At 69.2% G+C, this 17990-nt stretch carries 17 protein-coding genes and 2 pseudogenes; 10 read left to right on the forward strand and 9 right to left on the reverse strand.

Features of this window, described 5'->3' with window-relative positions:
* Nucleotides 1-603 precede the first annotated feature (603 nt).
* A complete protein-coding gene (locus G3I60_RS04245; RefSeq protein ID WP_164292169.1) occupies nucleotides 604-999 on the forward strand; it encodes a hypothetical protein in 396 nt (131 codons plus the stop codon).
* A gap of 127 nt (nucleotides 1000-1126) precedes the next feature.
* Here the strand turns inward: G3I60_RS04245 and G3I60_RS04250 are convergent, their stop codons facing one another.
* Nucleotides 1127-1672 (reverse strand): hypothetical protein, encoded by a 546-nt coding sequence (locus G3I60_RS04250; RefSeq protein ID WP_138351670.1) that lies wholly within the window; start codon nucleotides 1670-1672, stop codon nucleotides 1127-1129.
* A gap of 253 nt (nucleotides 1673-1925) precedes the next feature.
* Nucleotides 1926-2957, reverse strand: a complete 1032-nt coding sequence (locus G3I60_RS04255) for a helix-turn-helix domain-containing protein (protein ID WP_164292168.1) — start codon at nucleotides 2955-2957, stop codon at nucleotides 1926-1928.
* Nucleotides 2958-3011: 54 nt separating this feature from the next.
* Between G3I60_RS04255 and G3I60_RS04260 the strand changes: the two genes are divergently transcribed.
* Nucleotides 3012-3509, forward strand: coding sequence for an NADAR family protein (locus G3I60_RS04260; RefSeq protein ID WP_164292167.1), 498 nt, complete (start codon nucleotides 3012-3014; stop codon nucleotides 3507-3509).
* A gap of 140 nt (nucleotides 3510-3649) precedes the next feature.
* Here the strand turns inward: G3I60_RS04260 and G3I60_RS04265 are convergent, their stop codons facing one another.
* From G3I60_RS04265 to G3I60_RS04290, 6 genes and pseudogenes are all read right to left on the reverse strand, one after another.
* Nucleotides 3650-4342 carry a DUF899 family protein gene (locus G3I60_RS04265; RefSeq protein WP_138351667.1) on the reverse strand — a complete coding sequence of 231 codons (693 nt, stop codon included), beginning with the start codon at nucleotides 4340-4342 and terminating at the stop codon, nucleotides 3650-3652.
* Nucleotides 4343-4761: 419 nt separating this feature from the next.
* Entirely contained in the window at nucleotides 4762-5406 is a 645-nt protein-coding gene (locus G3I60_RS04270; protein ID WP_138351666.1) for a dihydrofolate reductase family protein, read from the reverse strand.
* Nucleotides 5407-5713: 307 nt separating this feature from the next.
* Nucleotides 5714-6051, reverse strand: a pseudogene (locus tag G3I60_RS04275) (transposase family protein); the annotation flags it as partial.
* Nucleotides 6052-6114: 63 nt separating this feature from the next.
* Nucleotides 6115-7077 carry a hypothetical protein gene (locus G3I60_RS04280; protein ID WP_164606499.1) on the reverse strand — a complete coding sequence of 321 codons (963 nt, stop codon included), beginning with the start codon at nucleotides 7075-7077 and terminating at the stop codon, nucleotides 6115-6117.
* Nucleotides 7078-7331: 254 nt separating this feature from the next.
* Nucleotides 7332-7547: a hypothetical protein gene (locus G3I60_RS04285; protein ID WP_164292165.1), complete on the reverse strand. Its 216-nt coding sequence runs from the start codon at nucleotides 7545-7547 to the stop codon at nucleotides 7332-7334.
* Nucleotides 7548-7844: 297 nt separating this feature from the next.
* A complete protein-coding gene (locus G3I60_RS04290) occupies nucleotides 7845-8042 on the reverse strand; it encodes a hypothetical protein (RefSeq protein ID WP_138351664.1) in 198 nt (65 codons plus the stop codon).
* Between the two features lie 1598 nt (nucleotides 8043-9640).
* Here G3I60_RS04290 and G3I60_RS04295 point away from each other — a divergent pair.
* The 6 genes and pseudogenes from G3I60_RS04295 to G3I60_RS04320 all read left to right on the forward strand — a co-directional run bounded on the left by G3I60_RS04295 (nucleotide 9641) and on the right by G3I60_RS04320 (nucleotide 15325).
* Entirely contained in the window at nucleotides 9641-11113 is a 1473-nt protein-coding gene (locus G3I60_RS04295) for a hypothetical protein (protein ID WP_164292164.1), read from the forward strand.
* 358 nt (nucleotides 11114-11471) lie between these two features.
* A complete protein-coding gene (locus G3I60_RS04300) occupies nucleotides 11472-11891 on the forward strand; it encodes a hypothetical protein (RefSeq protein WP_164292163.1) in 420 nt (139 codons plus the stop codon).
* A pseudogene (locus G3I60_RS45070) lies at nucleotides 11845-12075 on the forward strand (ATP-binding protein); the annotation flags it as partial. The gene G3I60_RS04300 and the pseudogene G3I60_RS45070, both read left to right, overlap by 47 nt.
* A gap of 252 nt (nucleotides 12076-12327) precedes the next feature.
* Nucleotides 12328-13386: a serine/threonine protein kinase gene (locus tag G3I60_RS04310; protein ID WP_164292823.1), complete on the forward strand. Its 1059-nt coding sequence runs from the start codon at nucleotides 12328-12330 to the stop codon at nucleotides 13384-13386.
* A 262-nt stretch (nucleotides 13387-13648) separates the two neighbouring features.
* The gene (locus G3I60_RS04315; RefSeq protein WP_164292161.1) at nucleotides 13649-14116 is read left to right on the forward strand and encodes a hypothetical protein; all 468 of its coding nucleotides are present in this window, start codon (nucleotides 13649-13651) and stop codon (nucleotides 14114-14116) included.
* Nucleotides 14117-14632: 516 nt separating this feature from the next.
* On the forward strand, nucleotides 14633-15325 hold the full coding sequence (locus G3I60_RS04320; protein ID WP_164292160.1) for a hypothetical protein: 693 nt from the start codon (nucleotides 14633-14635) through the stop codon (nucleotides 15323-15325).
* Between the two features lie 320 nt (nucleotides 15326-15645).
* Here the strand turns inward: G3I60_RS04320 and G3I60_RS04325 are convergent, their stop codons facing one another.
* Nucleotides 15646-17052, reverse strand: coding sequence for an MFS transporter (locus G3I60_RS04325; protein WP_343240741.1), 1407 nt, complete (start codon nucleotides 17050-17052; stop codon nucleotides 15646-15648).
* A gap of 101 nt (nucleotides 17053-17153) precedes the next feature.
* Between G3I60_RS04325 and G3I60_RS04330 the strand changes: the two genes are divergently transcribed.
* Both G3I60_RS04330 and G3I60_RS04335 read left to right on the forward strand, forming a co-directional pair.
* Nucleotides 17154-17681, forward strand: coding sequence for a helix-turn-helix domain-containing protein (locus G3I60_RS04330; protein WP_164292158.1), 528 nt, complete (start codon nucleotides 17154-17156; stop codon nucleotides 17679-17681).
* Between the two features lie 18 nt (nucleotides 17682-17699).
* The gene (locus tag G3I60_RS04335; protein WP_164292157.1) at nucleotides 17700-17918 is read left to right on the forward strand and encodes a restriction endonuclease; all 219 of its coding nucleotides are present in this window, start codon (nucleotides 17700-17702) and stop codon (nucleotides 17916-17918) included.
* Nucleotides 17919-17990: the final 72 nt, after the last annotated feature.

A 17990-nucleotide genomic window follows, 5' to 3' on the forward strand; every position in this document is an offset into this window, starting at 1 on the left:
CGTGAGCGGACGGTGGTGGCCCGGCAGGCAGCCCGACAGGCCGTGATCGTGGTGGTGTCCGGGCGATCGGTGCTGCGAGCCGTTGGCAAAGAAGCCATCAACACCCTCGACGGCTAATACGGCGACCGCGTCACCGACCACCAGGAGCCGCAGCCAGCACCCGACTTGCACAAAGACAAGGCATTCCCGGGTCAGTAACCGGTGGCCGGGGTGGCTCTGGCGCTGCTTGAATGCGGCGGGCCGGTCAGGGGCCGGTGACGCGACACCTTGGGGGCCATCCATGTCTGATTCGGCGGATCTTGTGTGTTTCCGTTGCAAGCTCGTGCTCACGATCGGGATGTTCTGGCGAAGTGCTGAGCCGCGTCGGCTCTTCCTCCCCGGGAGGTTGTGTTAGGACGACATCCCCATCACCCAGGCAGTGTGGAAGTTTCTCGCTGAACATGTCTACCACCCCGTCGAGTTGCTGGGGGAGGGCGACGAGGACCGGTGGATTACGATCAACCGGGACTTCACCAGCATCGACGACGACGCCGTGGGGAACCCCACGCTCGCCCAGTACATCGGGCACTGGCCGGCCGCGCCCTGGCCCAGCATCCACGGCCGATGGCCGAGGCCGTCGCGCTGGCCGTGCTCCCACAGGGTTCGCGCGCGCTACGGCAGAGCCTCGCCCCGGCCGATATCGCCGTGGTCCGGGCGCTGTACCGGTCGACCCGCTGGCCCGAGGACCCCAGCGACGAGGTGGACGACGCCGCCCTCACCGAGCGACTGGCGAAGCTGCGAACGGGCCTGGACGCACTGCGCGACGCCGCGCGCAGCGGCGTCCCCGACCTTGCGCGGCCAATGGAGGAGTGCGTACGGATCCTTGCCCCGACCCACGAATTCACGCACGCAATCCTGAACCAGGACCGGGACGCATACGCGCCTCCCGCCCTGTTCGACGCCGAAAGGGCGCTCGGCCTGATCCACGACTGGGCCTGGAGCGTCGGCCCGGACGAGTAGCCACTACGCGACGACCTGGGGCACCAGTGCGGCGGGCGACCCCGTGAACAGCTCTGGGCTGCGGGCCGCCCATCGATTTCGTCCCTTGCGGACGAACAGTCTGTGGAACCGGCACACGAGGGCTGGGTCAGTGCCAGGAAGGACTGCAGTAGAGGATCACGTCGGTCATGTCCCACAGGCAGGCTCGCGTCTTGAAGGGCGGACCGTCGAAGATCGCGTCGGACCATCTGAGCTCATTGGTGACGACGCTCAGCCGACCGTCCCAATGGGTGCCGCCATCCCAAGTGCGGTCCATGTAGACCTCGTAGTAGTGCTGGGAGATTCCCTGGGTGAAGGCCCACTCGTGGTGGTCGGAGCCCAGTGCCGTGCCGAGTTTGAACCAGCCCGGACCCGCCGTCCATGCCTTGCACCAGTACAGGCCCGCGTCGCCGCAGCCGGAGGCGAGGCCGCTTCGCTCCTTCGCGATGATCGGGTTGGCCCAGGAGCCCGGCTTCGCCTTCGGGTTGTACGTGATGCGGCTCCCGGGACGGGGCGCGGAAGTGTTCGGCGGCGCGGATGTCGGCGCGGATGCCACGGTGCTGACAGGGCTCTTGCTGACGGGATTCGCCGGTGTAGTGGCGCTCGCTGTCCCGACGAGGGAACCGAGTGCCAGCGACGCGGTAGCGACGGACATGAGAGTTCTACGCCATGCCTTCATGCTCACCTGTGCTTTCGTCGTGGCCCCGGCCGCGTTCGGTGCCGGGGCGGTTGGCCTGCCCCGGACGGAGAATGTTGAGGGGCGCTGTCAGGCGTTTCGCTTCGCTCCAGTGTTTCCCGGCGTGCCGCGGCCGTCATTGGCCTGCTGCGCAGGAAGCGTTGACCGTCTGCGCAGGCCGGACTCCGGACGCCGATGGCCGGCACGGGTCCGACTCGACGGCGGCTCCGGGTCAGCTTCCACCGCTGCCAACGGCCGGATCCTGGCGATCCGCGCGGCGCGCGGCGTTGGCGCGCAGCGTGGTATTGCGATGTTCTCCGGGTGTCAGGCCGTACGCCGTACGGAATGCGCGGCTGAACGCCGCCGCGTCGACCAAGCCCCATCTCGCCGCGACGGCGCGCACGGGCAGGAAGCGGAGGGCGGGTGCGACAAGGTCGGCGTGGCACCGTTCGAGCCGTCGCCGCCGAATACTTGCGGACACCGACTCCGGCCGACTGCGGAAGAGGTGGTGCAGGAGCCGCACGGAGATGTTGTGCCGCGCGGCCACGGCGCCCAGGCTGAGGTGTGGGTCGGCGAGGTTGTCGTCGATGAAGGTGTCGATGGCGGAGAGCAGGAGCTGGTGCCGCGTCTCCACGGGGAGCCGCTCCTGTGCGCCGATCCGCTCGGCCAGAAAGCCCGTCGCCAGGTCGATGCCTACCGCACCGAGCCGTTTGCTGCTCGACTCGTCCAGGGCGGATGCCTCCTGGACGACGGATTGCAGGTACTGGGCGAGAACCCGGCCCATCCCTGACGCTGCGGGCATCCTGCGGGCGAACAGCTCTCCGACCCTTCTGTGCGGGAGGGGGACGAGTGCTTGGGGCAGGTGCAGGATCAGAGCGCGAGACACGCCGCCCTCGGGGCTCCCCATGGCATGACCGCTGTAGGGGCGGGACGAGGTCCACATTGCGAAGTCACCCGCAGACAGGTGCGTTTCGCCACGATCCTGGGTGACGCGCATCGCGCCCTCCAGGATCAGCGTGAGTTCGAGAGTCTGCGGGTCGGAGCGCCGGACGAGTTGCGCGGGCCGTTGCGACTTCAGCGGGGAGAACGTCATCGTGGTCACTTGGGCAGCGCCGAGCGTCAGGAATCCGGCGTGACCGGCGAAGTCCGGACCGCAGTCGCTGCTGATCCGCGTCGGCGCCACGCCCTGTCCCACGACCTCACGCCACCATTCGAACCTGTGCTCCGGTGGCAGACCGGCCGTGTCGATCTCCGCATAGGCCATGTCGTCCTCGTCTCGGTGATCGTCCCTGCTGCATCAGCTTGCGACCACGCGGGAATGGCACCACGGCCACAGTGGCTCCTTGGCCGAACTCGCTCCCCTTTTCGGCCGGATGGGACACCGGTGGCCGACCCGGGGAGGCAGGCCCTTTGCAACGACTACCCTGCCTCGATCGTCGTAGGGGAGATCAGTTACCCCTCCGTCGCCCATGCCTATTGGGCTCTGTCAGTCGCCCAACCCGAAGCCCGAGCCATGATCGTGACGGCGGACACCTTCTCCACAGCTCGCAAGGTCGCGACCGCGGCACCGCGCCGAGAGGGTTGGGAGCAAGCACGGACCGCCGTCATGACCAGCCTGCTGCGCGCCAAGTACGACCAGCATCCCGACCTTGCCGAGATCCTCCTGGCAACGGACGACACAACCGTGATCTACGACGACGCGGACTCGGCATTCTGGGGCGACAACGCCGGCCAGGGCCGCAACTGGACGGGCCGCCTCCTCGAACTCGTCCGCTCCGAACTGCATGCGCGGCGGACCGGAATCTCGGGACTGTGACCGGAGTGCGATGCTTACGCTCCCAGTCCCCGTGACAGTCGCCGTGGTACGGCTCATCAAGGGCAGACAGCACTGGTGATGGCGGTGGCGGGCGACGGAAGATGACGCGCGCTCCCTCGTCGTCCTGAACTCCCGGCGCCTCAGCGGTCGCCGCCGTACGCCGCCGCGATCTCTTGCGGTGTTGCCCAGCGGCTGTAGGTCGGTGACTGGGGCCAACCTTCGGGGGAGTCCTGCCACTCCTCCTGGCGGCCGTAGGGCAGAAGGTCGACGAGGGCGAACAGGTAGCTCAGCTGCTCGGTGCCGCGGCCGTCGGTGTGCCAGGTGCGGTAGACCGTGTCACCGTCGCGCAGGAACACGTTGACCGCGAACCCGCCGTTGGGCGGGGCACCGATATCGCTGCCGAACGTGCTGTTCGCCGTTGAGTACCACGTCATGGTGTTACCCACCTTGCGCCGGTAGGCGAGCGCCTCGTCGATCGGACCCTGGGTGACGATCACGAACCGGGCGTCGAACTTCTCGACGCCCGCGAGCCGGGTGAACTGGGAGGTGAAGCCGGTGCAGCCCCCGCACTGCCACTCAGCGCCCTCATGCCACATGTGGCTGTAGATGATCAGCTGCGGGTGATCGCCGAAGATCTCGGCGAGCCGGACGGGGCCCTCCTCCCCCTCCAGCACGTAGTTGGGCATCTCCACCATCGGCAGCCGGCGGCGTTGGGCCGCGATGGCGTCGAGCTCGCGGGTGGCGGCCTTCTCCCGCACGCGCAGAGCGGCCAGCTCCTTCTCCCAAGCGGAGGCGTCGACGACGGGGGGCAAGGCGTTGTTGCTGGTGGACATGGTTCCTCCGAGCGGTCGGGTGCCCTTCTGGAAGTACCGACTCCCCGTCCGGCCAAAACTCATCGGTCGCCCCTCGACGCTTTGACCCGCCGGGACCCTGGCACCACCTCCGGACGACGAACCGACCGGTCGCCCGTCGGTTCGTCGTCCGAAGATCTGCTCATTCGCCTGGAGTGGGCCCGGGACCTGGTGGCAGCAGCCCTGAGCGAGGTCAGCGCCACCGCGGCCCGCGAGCGGCACCCGAATCCCTCCGACTAGAGACCACTGTCCCCCGCCCCTGCCGCCGCGGCACCTGTGGAGCTGCCTGCGGGATGCTCCTTTCGACCGGGACAGGTTCTCCTAGGACCCCGCACACCCCGCCCTGGCGACTGCGTGCTGGGACCTTTTCACAGCTGTGAGGGGGTGTCGTGGTGGACCGGTCACTTGCGCCAGAACAGGTGGTGCGTCACCCCGCTCGGGCTGGGAACGACCTCCAGGTGGAACCGGTCGAGCAGTTCATCGGGGGAGTCCCAGAGTCGTACTCCGGACCCGAGCTTCACCGGTGAGACCGCCACGTGCAGGGTGTCGACGAGGTCGGCGTCGAGGAACTGCCGGATGGTGGTGGCCCCGCCGCCGAGTCGGACGTCCTTGCCCTGCGCCGCCTCACGGGCCTGTTCGAGGACCGTGGCAGGGTCGCCGTCGACGAAGTGGAACGTGGTGTCGGACAGGGTGAGCGAAGGACGCGTGTGGTGGGTCAGAACGAATACCGGGGTGTGGAACGGCGGCTCGTCACCCCACCAGCCCTGCCACTCATGGTCCTGCCAGGGCCCGCGCTGGGGCCCGAACTTGTTGCGGCCCATGATCTCGGCGCCGATGTTGCGGGGGAAGTCCCGCGTGAAGTAGTCGTCCAGGCCCCGGCTCCCCCCGGGGTCGGTGCGCATGGGCCAGCTCGCCGTGGCACCGGCCCATGCGAACAGCCTCCCGGGATCGACATGACCGAACGGCCTCTCGAGGGTCTGGTCCTCACCGGCACCGATCCCGTCACTCGAGACGCCGAAGTTCTGGACTCTCAAGAGCTGCGCCATGGGTTCCTCCTGTGGTGGGGGCGATAACAGTGGTGAGACCCCGCGGGCCAAGCAAACTCATCGCTACGTTCGTGACCGGTCAGAAATTCTGCTCACCAGCGTACCGACCTGTGAGGTTTGTGCGGTTTGGGCAGGCTCACCGTCGTGAGGTGTGTCCCCTGGTGGAGCCTTCCAAGGTCCACCTGGTCATCGAGGCTTGAGCAGGTGTTCTTCAACTCACTTCCTTGGACTGTGTCCGGCTGGCGGGGAGCGGTTGATCCTTGTTCCGGAACGGGGTACGCATGCTGCGATGGTGTGGTCACGCGATGGGGACCAGGGTGCCGTCCACGATGAGCACAGTGGCCCTTGCGAACCGCTTGCGGGCCGGAGCGCGAGTATCGGCCCGAGATGGTCAATAGTGCGGTCCGCTGCCGATTTGGACACCCCGAACAGCTGGGCGAGCTGGCGTATCGTCAGGTTCGTGCGCCAGTAGGCCGTAACCAGCAGTGCCCGGTCCTCCAGGGGAAGACTCCACGGCCGGCCCTTGCGGACCGCATCAGCACCCTTCCGCCGCGGCGCGGTCACCAGTCTGCCGAACAGGCGCGGGCTCAACCCGCCGAACGGCGCAGTCCAAGACGGCTCCGATACCGTGATCACACCAATCACAGCAAGATCATCCCACCCTCGACCGGGCGCTTCAGGAGGCGGCCGGTCGCCCCTCTGAGGCACTCAGCCCTCGAGCCCAATGACAACCTCGGGCAGGGCATGGGACTCGGGGGCGCGGATACGCGCGCGGACGAGTGTCCGCATCATCCCCGCGCCTGCCACCACAGCGCAGAGATTCAGCACCATCGCGACGGTGGGGTTCTCCGGCGGCATGATATCGGCAGGATCGGCCACCGCTACGTACAGCATGAGGGGTACCTTCCAGGCGCTCCATGCGAACAGTGAGCCCGATCCGACCCACCCGAACACCAGCGGGATCCAGCGCGGCAACCCGGCAGGACGCGCCCGGGCGACCGTCCAGACGGCAGCGGATCCGGCCAGGGCCCAGAATCCCCATGCAGCGGCCAAGACGTAGCCGTCGGTGTTCCGCTCGGCCGGGTGGGTGATTCCCAGGGTGCCTCCGGCGGCCCAGTAGAGCCAGACCAGGCCGACCGCAGCGCCGACGACAGCCGCCCACGGCGGCGGCGTACGCGGACCGTCACCGACGCGCCCGGCGAACGCATCCGGCCAGCGGCGCCGCAGATACGCCGGGACGGCGACAGCCAGTCCCAGCCCCATTCCCACGAAGCTGAACTGGACGAGTAGGCCCTCCCAGACCGGCATGGCCGGGTCGTCACCGCCACCCTGCGAGTCACCGCCCACACTCAGGAAGGCATTGAAGAGAACGAAAGGCAGCACCGAGACGAGGAATCCCGACCCCACCCAGGAACAGAACGCGACGAGCACCCCCGGTATCCGCATCCCCCATGGCCGCACCAGCGCGAGGGCCAGAGCGATCCCGATCGCCGCCATACCGACCGTGACGATGTTGAGCACCACCCACTCCGCCAAACTGAAGCCATTGCCGATCGGCAGCACCCCCACTAGGGAGCCGACCACCCACGAGACTTTGATCAGCAAGTACGGCGACAGCGCCAGAGCCGCCCCATACGCCGCGTTCCGCCCGACCCGATCCCAGCGTTCCACCCGAACTCCCCTTCCATCAGCAGGAATCCCAGCCTCCGGCCTTACCGGCCCGGCCACGTCCGCCGCCGGACGTATCTGCCTCCCCCGGGTGGGGGAGGCGGCGAGTGACAACTGAGTACCGAAGGACCACCACGACGAGCCCTCCCGCACAGTGCGGTGAGCGAGCCCTACGAGGAGTGCAACGTCGCCACGTGAAGGGACTGAGTGCACGACCCGCCAACTCGAGGGGCGCTCAGCCGCTTCACCCGTAGCCATCAGTTACGGGACGGCTCTGAGTGCTCGACAGGACTCGATTCGAACGCCTTGGAGCACACGGCCCGGCCGCCACGGCTGATCTCGGCGTCCATCGGGAGGTGGTTGCGCTCCGGGAGTACGAACGTCAGGAAGGTCATGGTCCGGCCCGCGGGGAGCCTCCCCGGGACTTCCTTGAGCGGGGTCGCGTGTTTGGTGTGCCGCCGGTGAAGGCGCATGGTCCGCGGATGTTCTCGACGATGCTGACGGGGAGCCACAACGGGTGCGGGTCCGGCGCCGCCCCACACCCACCACGTCGGGCCGGTCGAACGGATCTGGGACTGCGGCGCCGGCCGATCCATCGGACCCCCGGGCCGACGACGGGGACAACGTCCGGCTGGGCGTGAACCTCGCCTGGATCAGACCGGAGCCTGACGCCCTCCCCAGCCGCGGCTGCGCGGGCCGTAGCCGCCGCAGTCCGGCCCGACGGTCTCCCGCCGGCGCTACGGGGGGCGGGCGTCGTGCGGGGTACCGGTTCACCGGTGTGTCAGGGCCGAGGCGACGGTCGCGGTCAGGAGGAGGGTCGCGCCGAAGGCCGCGGCTCCGCGGGTGAGGGCCGCGGGGTAGGTCGCGTGGTCCCGGCGGGCCAGGTAACCGGCTGCCGCCCCGGTCAGTGCGGCGACCAGGATGGTCAGGGCGCATGTGAGGAGGAGCAGGGCGCTGTGATCGGACACGGTTGCGGTCCCCTTCGGCGTGGTGGTGGAAGTCGCCCGCCGACTTGGCGGTGCAGCCCAATATGGGCAAAGTCGTGTTCAGCGGTGTGCGGCCGGACGAAGATGAACAGCGATGAACAGTCGGCATGGCGAGGGCGGGTCGGGGGGCGTGAGCGCGGAAGAATTCCGGGAACCGGCCGCCGCGCTGACCGAGTTGCGCGCGCGCCTGGAGGCAGCGCGGATCGCCAAACGCCTCGCGAAGTCGGCGCTCGCCGGGCTTGCGGGTTTGGGGCGGACCACCGTCAGCGCGGCCTTCAGCCGCTCGGCACCCCCACCCTCGGCGGAGACCGTGTACGTGGTGGCGCGGACCCTCGGGCTCCAGCCCCGCCCCCTCATGGAGCTGCATGCCCTCGCCACGCGTGCGGCGGGGGTGCCATCCGCGAGCGTGACGCAGGCGGCCGGGCTCCCGGCGGCTGGACGCTCGGCGGCCGGGCTCCCGGCGGCCGGCCCAGGGCCGGTGCGCGCCGGTCACCAGCCTGACCATGCCGACGAACGCGAGGCCGCCCGCGCCGACGAACGTCCGGTGGTCGGCGTCGTCGGACGGCCCATCGCGCAGTGCCGTCCGCACGACCTCGGTGTCCACCCTGCCGTGGACGCCCCACGACACGCGGGTGACCACCACTCGCCACGCCGGACCGACCGCCGGCCGCGGACGGAACCCCGGCTGCCCGGCTACGTACGCCGGCCGCACGACGCGGAGCTGGCCGATCTTGTCGCCGCCGCGGCAGCCGGCAGCAGCCGGATGGCCGTGCTGGTCGGTTCCTCGTCGACGGGCAAGACCCGCGCGTGCTGGGAAGCTGTACAACCCCTCGCGGAACAGGGCTGGTTGGTGTGGGACCCCCGCTACCCGTCGCATCCTGAGGCGGCACTGGCACAGATGGAACGTGTTGTGCCGCACACGGTGGTGTGGCTGAACGAGGCCCAGCACTACCTCGGAGCCGGCAGCGGAACGGGCGAACGGCTCGCCGCCGCCCTCCACCTGCTGCTCACCGACCCGGCTCACACCCCCGTCCTGGTCCTGGGCACCTTGTGGTCCTCGTACTCCCGGGCCTATTGCGCCCTTCCCGGAAGCGTCGGGCCGGACCCGCACCCGCAGGCGCGACAGCTGCTCGCCGATCGGCAGATCGTCCTGCCCGATGCCTTCGACCGGAAGTCGATCAAGGCTGCCGAGGCCCTGGCCGCCGCCGGCGACGAACAACTCGCCCATGCCCTGCAACACGCGGGCGACGGGCGGCTGGCCCAGTTCCTGGCGGGTGCGCCCGAGCTGCTGCGCCGCTATCGCAGCGCCTCGCCTCCGGCGCGCGCACTGCTGCAAGCGGCCATGGACGCGCGGCGCCTGGGCGTCGGCCTGCACGTTCCCTTGGCGTTCCTCGCCGAGGCGGCCGAGGACTACCTCACCGACGACGAGCGGGACGCCCTCGAAGAGCACTGGTTCGAACAAGCCCTCGCCGATACGGGCGAGCCCGTCCACGGCAACCTCGCCCCCCCTGCGCCGGGCCCGCCCCCGTACGGTCCGCGAGGGCCCGGACGGACCTGGCGGACCTGGCGGTTCACCGGCGGTGAACGGTCCGCCGGCACCGGCCTGTCGACTGGCGGATTATCTCGAGCAGCATGGAGCCGGCGAGCGCCGACGGCTGTGCCCCCCGACGTCGTTCTGGGCGGCCGCGCACGAGCACCTCGGCGACCCCGACGAACTGCGCCTCCTGGCCCGGGCCGCCGGCCACCGCGACCGTGCGCTCTGGGCCCGCCGGCTGCTGGCCAGGGCCGTCGAAGCGGGCAGCACGGAATCCCTGAGCCGTCTGGCCGAGCAGTTCGAGCAGTCGGGGGACCGGGCGGCAGCCGAAACTCTGTACCTGCGGGCTGCGGAGGCGGGTGGCCGCGACGGCCTTCTGTGGCTGGCCCGGGAACGCGAACGGGCCGGGCGATGCGAGGAGGCCGAACGCTTCGCACGGCAGGGCATCGATGCGAACCGCGGCTTCGTCCTGTACGAACTCGCGATGCTGCGCGCGGAAAGGGGAGGCCCCGCCGGGTGCGAGGACCTGCTGCGTCAGGCCGCCGCTGCGGGTCACGACTACGCCCTCGAAAAGCTCGCCGTCAGCCGGGAGCGGGCCGGAGACCTCGCGGAGGCACTGGTCCTCGCCCGGCTGGCCGCCGACAGCGACCAGCCGGGCGTGTTGCGGCGGCTGGCCATGGACCGCGAGTTCGCCGGCGATCTCACGACGGCCGAGGCCCTGTTCCGTGAGGCGGCCGACGCCGGTTGCACCTATTCCCTCTACTCGCTCATCGCACTGCGGGAGAAGGCGGGGGACAGGGCCGAAGCGGAACGGCTCGTGCGGCAGGCCGCGGACGCCGGTGACACCGACGCGCTGCGGCGGCTCGCGGCAGTGCGCAAAGCAGCCGGCGACGTCGTCGCAGCCGAGAACCTCTTCCGCGAAGCGGCCGACGCGGGCAGCGTCGCGGCCCTGGACGGGATGGCTTTGCTACGCGAGGACCTGGGCGATCACGATGGCGCCGAGCATTACGCGCAGCGGGCGGCCGACGCGGGCATGACCTACTCGCTGTTCCAACTGGCCGAGAAGCGGAAGAAGGCGGGGGACCGGGACCGGGCCGAGGAGCTCTTTCTGCGCGCGGCCCGGGTTGAGAGCGTCCGGACGAGGGCACTGCAGGAGATCGCCCTCCTGCGCGAGGAGACCGGGGCCCGCGACGGCGCCGAACGGGCTGCGCGACAGGCGGCAGAGGCCGGCAGCAGCCAAGCCCTGGTCGAGCTCGCGGACATGCGCGAGGGGGCCTCCGTTGGGTGTGGCGGTGACGGGGCCGAGGAACTGTTCGAGGAGGCGGCCGCCGAGGGCGATCCGTACGCGCTGGGCCGGCTCGTCAGGATGCGCGAGGAAGCCGGCAACCACGAGGAGGCGGACCGCCTCGCCCAACAGGCCGCCGACGGAGGCGACACGGCAGCGCGGAAGCTGCTGGACGGACTGCGGGCGAAGCGGAAGCGCCGTCGCGGCCGGCCGTCTCTCTCGGATCTTGCCTGACCCGCTACGCCTGGCACCGCACCTCGCCGCGTTGCCGGAAGCCCGAGTACATCCAGTATTCGGGCCTTCCTCCACCTGGTGGCTTTGGAGGTCAGTTTTGAGGCCAGTGGTGGGTGGGGTTTGACTCCAGCGGTGTCGGTGGAAAGTTGATGTCGGTGAGTTCTGACTCCATCTGGGGGCTTGTGCGGGAGTAGCCGGGGCGCATCGGCTAGCGCTGCGTGGCACAAGTGCCCCTTTCGAAGGTTGAGTTGCACGCGGCGGAACGCCATGACGCTCGGGACGAAGGGCTGTCCAGTAGAGCTTTGTCCGCCACGTACACGGTGGGCCGCAGGACGGTGCCGATGGCGCTGGAGTCGGTGTGTCCGGCGCGATCGACCAGATCCTGCGGGAGGACCTGGACGCGCCGCGCAAGCAGCGGCATACCGTCAAGCGGGTCTTCGACCAGCTGATCGACGAGCATGACGCCCGGGGCGTGCCGTATTCGATGGTCCGCGCCTACATCGCCGTGCGGCGTCCGGAGATCCGCGTGGAGGAGGGCCGGGAGCCGCCGCAGGCGTTCGTGCCGCATACCCACCGCCCCGGTGACGAGGCGGAGGTCGACTTCGGGGATGTGTGGATCCACCTGGATGGGGTGTCCACCAAGGTGTTCCTGTTCTCGCTGAGGCTGTCGTTCAGTGGGAAGGCCGTGCACAAGATCTTCGCTTCGTGCGGGCAAGAAGCGTTCTTGGAAGGATCGTCGCCGGGCGGAGCTGCTCTTCCAGATTTTGACGGAGCGTGAGGAAAGGAATTCTCTGGCGATCGGCTCCAATGAATCCTTTGGAGGTTGGAACCCCTTACGGATCCATCCAAGGCTCTGCGCGGTCATCGTGGGCCGGTTGACGTTCGGCGGCAACATCATCGAAACCGGCACCGAATCCTACCGTCTGGCCGCCACCCGCGCCTGCGCCGAAAAGCAGGCCGCGCCGCGGTCGCCGCGGGATGACGAGACGGCGCCGTCCTGCGGGGCCCGGCGCGTCGCATCGCTTCAGTTGGACCTGACCTCCGCATCCTTGGGGAGTTGGTGGGGCTGCCCTGCAACCTGCCCAGTCCGTCGACTCCGCTGATCGCTTCATCGATCTCCATCTACAGTGCAGAGGCAGCAGCTGGTGGGCACTCGCGTGCATGGTGGAAACGAGGTCGGCATTCCGATGCAGGTAGCGGTCGAGCATCCCGATATGTCAGATGACGCGCGCTTGGCCGCCTACAGCGCAGTCTCTACCTCACTCGCCCTGCGAAGTGATCGCCGACTGGGCGAGCTCGTGGACGCCGCCGTGCCGCTCGGCTCCGGCACCGGCGGGAAGTCTGCGCTGCTTGAGGTTGACGGGAAGCCGGTCTTCGTGAAGCGGGTGCCGCTCACAGATATGGAGCGGCTGCCGGAGCATGTACGATCCACGGCCAACCTGTTCGGGCTTCCCACCTACTGCCAGTACGGCGTCGGTGGGCCTGGTTTCGGCGCGTGGCGGGAGCTCGCCGTTCACACCACGACAACGAACTGGGTACTCGGAGGGCAGTGCCAAGGGTTCCCGATGATGTACCACTGGCGCATGCTGCCGGACACGGCCGCGCTTCCCGAAGAACTCGCGGACGTGGAGCGGGCGGTGGCCTATTGGGGAGGCAGGCCCGAGGTACGCCGTCGTATCGAGGCTCTTCAACAGTCCTCTGCGAGCCTCGTGCTCTTCCTGGAGTACATCCCTCAGACGCTCCACGAGTGGCTCACCGAGCAGGTACAGGCTGGTGAAGAGTCCGCCGACCGGGCTTGCTCCCTGGTGGAGGGCGAGCTGGAGGCCGGCACGTCCTTCATGAACGCTCGCGGGCTCCTGCACTTCGACGCCCATTTCCAGAACATCCTGACCGACGGCCGACGCCTTTACTTCGCCGACTATGGTCTCGCCCTATCCTCCCAATTCGATCTGTCGCCGTCCGAGACCAGCTTCTTCGAACGGCACAGGACCTACGATCGCTGCTACACGCGCAGCTGGCTGGTGAACTGGCTGATCACGGCTCTATACGGATACGAGCGCAAAGAACGCGAGGCACTCATCCGCGCATGTGCGGAAGGCGAGGACCCGCTGGACGGACCGCCAGAGGCCAGGGCGATCCTCTCCCGCCATGCACCGGTCGCCGCAGTGATGACGGAATTCTACGGCGCGATCCAGTACGAAGACAGGGAGACGCCGTACCCGTTGAAGGCGCTCCGCCGGGCCCTCCATGCGGACAGGTCACGTCGCAGCTGAGCAGGTGGGTTCCCTCCCAGGCACTGGGTGGAGTCAGAACTGGCCTACAAGTGGCGTCAACCATCACCTACGAAGCCAACCTGGCGATGCACAGCACCAGACGCAGCGGGCTGAATCGGCAAGAACCCAACTGCGCCAACCTGCTCCTTCGTGGCTCTGAAAACGCTGATGATTCCGTGCTCAAGTCGTCGAATTCTCTGCGGAGCGGGCGGTGTTCCGGTCTGGGGCTGTGTGGGGGCGCGCCGCGTGGTGAGATGGGGACATGGAGGTTGTGCTGGCCAGCTTGATCGCTGTCGCTGGAACGCTGTTGGGGTCAATCATCACCTTTGACTACCAGCGCCGTTCCACTGCGCGCGCGGAGGATTTCGCCCGCTCCGTGCAACTGCGCCAGGAACGTCTGGTGGCGTACAGCGCCTATGCGGGAACTGTGACCGCACTTAAGCAAGGGACCGTCGCCCTTTGGTTTCATCGGCAGACAGATTCCGACAGCCCTGCAGCGCGAGATGCCTTCACCGAGTGTGACCGACTGGGCGCTGCCACAGAGAACGCTCAATTCCGAGTCCGACTCCTCGCCGAAGACGCCACGCTCGTCGCCCTGGCCACTTCGGCATTCGACGCAGTGGGCCCGATACGTGGAGCCTCGACGAGAACCGAGCTCGCCGAACGCGAACAAGAGCTGCAGGATGCCCTCAACGCCTTTATGGCCGCCGCCGCTGCCCAGGTCCATTGAACACGCGGTAAGGCCCGTGGGACCAACGATGCCCCGCCTGACGATCACACCCGGCGTTTCGTCACTCCGAAGCTTTCCATTCGTTGGTACCCAGGCCGATTCGCGGGGTCTGGCGAGATCCGGGGAACTGCCGCGGAGGACAGGGGACTTGGTCACCGCCGGGACCCGGACGTGCGGTTCGGTTCGGCGCGGATCGGCGCGTACCGGCTGCTCCCGTCGCGGGATTCCGCTCAGTGCGACGCAGACCGGTCGACCCCGAACCCCTCACCCACCGGGTCGACGGGGCGGGGACATCCACCATCCGTGACGCGGTCACGGCCGGGTGGTCGACCGCAAGCATGGCCGGCGGTGCGGCGTGTGATCCGGTGGGGCGGCTTTCGTCCGTCCCCGACCGGAAGGCGAGGGGGGCCGATGACGCAGGAGCAGACCGGGGACACGACGTCGCAAACGAGACCGGGCACGAGGCGGCCCAGGACAGTGCGAGGCCATGTGCTGCGCTGGGTGTTCCGTTTGGTCATGGCTGCCCTGATCCTGCTGCTCGCCATGCGCACCTACGAGGAGACGGGCGTCGCGCACGCACGGTCGAACGGAACGCTGCACACGGCCGAGGCCACCATCACGAAGTTGACGTCCCATACGACGAGGGGGAGAAACGGCGGAGGGCAGGACGGCGGCAGTCGCGACTGGACCTTCACCACCAAATACACGATCGAGCTGCGGGTCGGTGACGAAACGAAGGCGGTGGACGGCGTCCCGGACGATTCCGTGAACGACCTCCACAAGGGACAGCGGGTCGAGGCGGGCCTGTGGCACGGGCGGGTCGTGGAGATCGACGGATGTGACGTGTGGCCCGGCTGGCATCCAGGGGGATGGGACATCGCGCTGGTCGTGCTGTATCCGTTGATCATGGGGTATCTGATCGCCCTCTCCACGGCCGCGGCCGCGTACCTGGCCGGCCTCGGCGGCCGGGTGCGGTTGGAGCGGCAGCAGCGGCTGGGGCCCTGCGGGTCCGGGTTCCTCGTCGGAGTGGTGGCGATCTTCGTGCTCATCGTGTGCGCGGCCTTCGGGAACGGCATCGCGTACTGGCCGGTCGTTCCCGTTGGCGCTGGAACCGCCGCCGCGCTGGTCAGGCTGAGGGGAGCGCTGCGGCGGGCCCGGGCCACCCATGTCGCTGCCCCACCCAGCGGAAGCGCACCGACCCAGATCTGATGGCCCGGGCCCGGCCGCGTAAAGCTCTGTCGTCCGGTTCTGCACAACCGCGCCAGCGCGTCCGTCCTGCCCAGTTCGGTTGAACGCCACCTGGACATCCGGCCGCCATAACGGATCGGTTTTCCACGCCATGGACCAAGTCGAGCAGGGTCGGGAGCCAACCGGGGCGATCCGGGCGGAGCCGGGCCACCTCGCGCGACTCCACCTGCTACGCCCCTGCCGCCACACCGCCTACCAGCGGCGGCCCCTTTCGGGACCCCATTGGCGGCCTTCGGGCGAGTGCGAGTCCCGTCCGTCCATCGACGGACGGGACTTGCTCCTCAGGCGGCGCCGGCCTTCGTGGCTTTCGCGGCCTCTGCGACATCGGCCGCCTGGGCGGCGGCCGGTCGCGGCTTGCGGACGAGCGGGAGCGTCGCGCACGCGGCGAGCAGGGACGCCGCGGCGATCGCGTACCAGCCGTGCTGGAACGCGGCGACAGCGTGTCCGGGGGCCGGGGTGCCGAGAATGCCGATCAGGATCGCGACGCCGAGGACCGCGCCGATCTGGCGGCCCATCGAGGTGATGGCCGAGCCGGTGGCGAAGCGGGCCGGCGGCAGGGCGGCCGCCGACGCTCCGGTCAGGACCGGGATGGTCATGCCGACGCCGAGGCCGGTCAGCATCATGCCGGGCAGGAGCGAGGCCGCGTAGGCCGAGCCGGTGTCGAGCGTCGCGGCCCACCACAGGATGCCGGCCGCGAACAGGACACTTCCCGCCAGCGCGATGCGGCCCGCACCGAATCTGGCGACGGCGGGCCCGATCCGCAACGCGACCGGTGGGACCAGCAAGGGACCCGGAGCGATGGCGAAGCCGGTTGCCAGAGCCGAGTAGCCCCACACACCCTGGCACCACAGCACCGCGCCGAGCAGCATTCCGGCGAACGCGACGCTGAACAGTGTCAGGGCGGCCGCGGCGGATGCGAACGCCGGAACCCGGAGCAGCGGCAGCTCGACGATCGGCACGGGATGGCGGGCCGAGCGCAGGACGAAGCAAACGCCGAGCAGTACCGCGGCAGCCAGGCTGCCGAGGGTGCCGGCGCTCGTCCAACCCCAGTCGGGCGCCTTGACCAGGCCGAGCGCGAGCGTTGCGATCGATCCTGTGAGAAGGGCGGCGCCGAACAGGTCCGGCAGCGGACTCTTCTTCGCCCCGGCGCGTGCGGGCGACGGCAGCACCTTGACGCCGAGCGCGAACGCCGCGATCCCCACTGGCACGTTGACGATGAACACCCAGCGCCAGCCGGCCTCGACCAGCAGCCCGCCGGCCACCGGTCCGAGTCCGGCGGCGATCCCGCCGATCGACGCCCAGGCCCGCACCGCCCCGGCGCGCTTCTCGGGCGCCGTCGTGTCGAGCAGCAGCGCGAGTGACGTCGGCATCAGCAGCGCAGCGCCGGCGGCCTGCACGAGCCGTGTCGCGACCAGCGTCCCGACGTTGGGAGCGAGTGCGCAGCCGACCGAGGCGAGGGTGAACACCGCCAAGCCGGTCAGGAAGACCGGCTTGTGGCCGGAGCGGTCGGCGACGCGGCCGGCGACCACGAGGAGCGCCGCGAAGACGATCGCGTAGCCGTTGAGGACCCAGGAGAGGGAGCCGAGGCCGTTGCCGTCGAACGAGCGGCCGATCGCCGGGAGGGCCACGTTGACAATGAAGAGGTCGAGGTTCGACATGAAGACCGCGGCCGCGACCGTCGCGAACACGGCTCGGGACGCCCTTAGTGGGTTTGAAAGTCCAACTATCATGGATCGGAGGCTAGCCGTGTAGGTTTGAAAACGCAACGGACGCAGGAGAGGATGGGGACATGACCGCCGACACAAAGCAGGGCGAGAGTTCGGTTCCGCACCCCGAGGTGCCCGGCCGGCCGTGCTCCGCGGCCGCCGCGCTACAACTCGTCGGCGAACGCTGGGCCCTCCTGGCGATCCGCGAGATCTTCTACGGCAACCGGCGCTTCGACCAGATCGTCCGCAACACCGGCGCCCCCCGCGACCGCCTCGCCGCCAGACTGCGCGCACTGGCAGAGGCGGGCGTGGTCGAGCGCCGCGCCTACAGCGAGCGCCCCTTGCGCTTCGAATACCACCTCACGGAAGCCGGCCGCGATCTCGCACCGGTGATGCACGCGCTGTTGGCCTGGGGCGATCGCTGGGCGGTGGACACACCACCGGTCGCCTTCCGGCATCGCAGCGGCCCCGGCTCCGAGCACGACGCCGAGCACGACCTCGATCTCACGTCGACGTGCCGGACCTGCGGTGAGGAGGCCGGGTCGGGACGACTCACGATCGACGTGCGGGCGCCAGGATGGGATCGGGCCGGGCCGATCGAAGGCTCCTGAACTCGGCCGCGATGAGGTGTGAAGGGGTTGCCGCGACGCCGGTATGCGCAGCACATCCAGACGTTCAACGGCACCGCCCCTCAGGAGCACGGCGCGGACGTCCCGGTGTTCGTCGCGACCTGTCCGTTCACCGAGCCGGGGCGTGAATTCGCCGCCAAAGATGTGCTGGTCCTCCTCGAGCTGGACAGGTTGGGCCGGTGGAAGCATGGGATCACGGCTGTCGTCGTTCTTCGCTGATGTCGCCCGCTCCGGCACCCACAACCGGCCCAAGTCCGCGCCCGGATGCCCCACCCGGCGGGTGCCGGGGGC

Origin of the sequence: Streptomyces sp. SID13666 (assembly GCF_010548325.1) — a bacterium.
Classification (GTDB): Bacteria; Actinomycetota; Actinomycetes; order Streptomycetales; family Streptomycetaceae; genus Actinacidiphila; species Actinacidiphila fildesensis.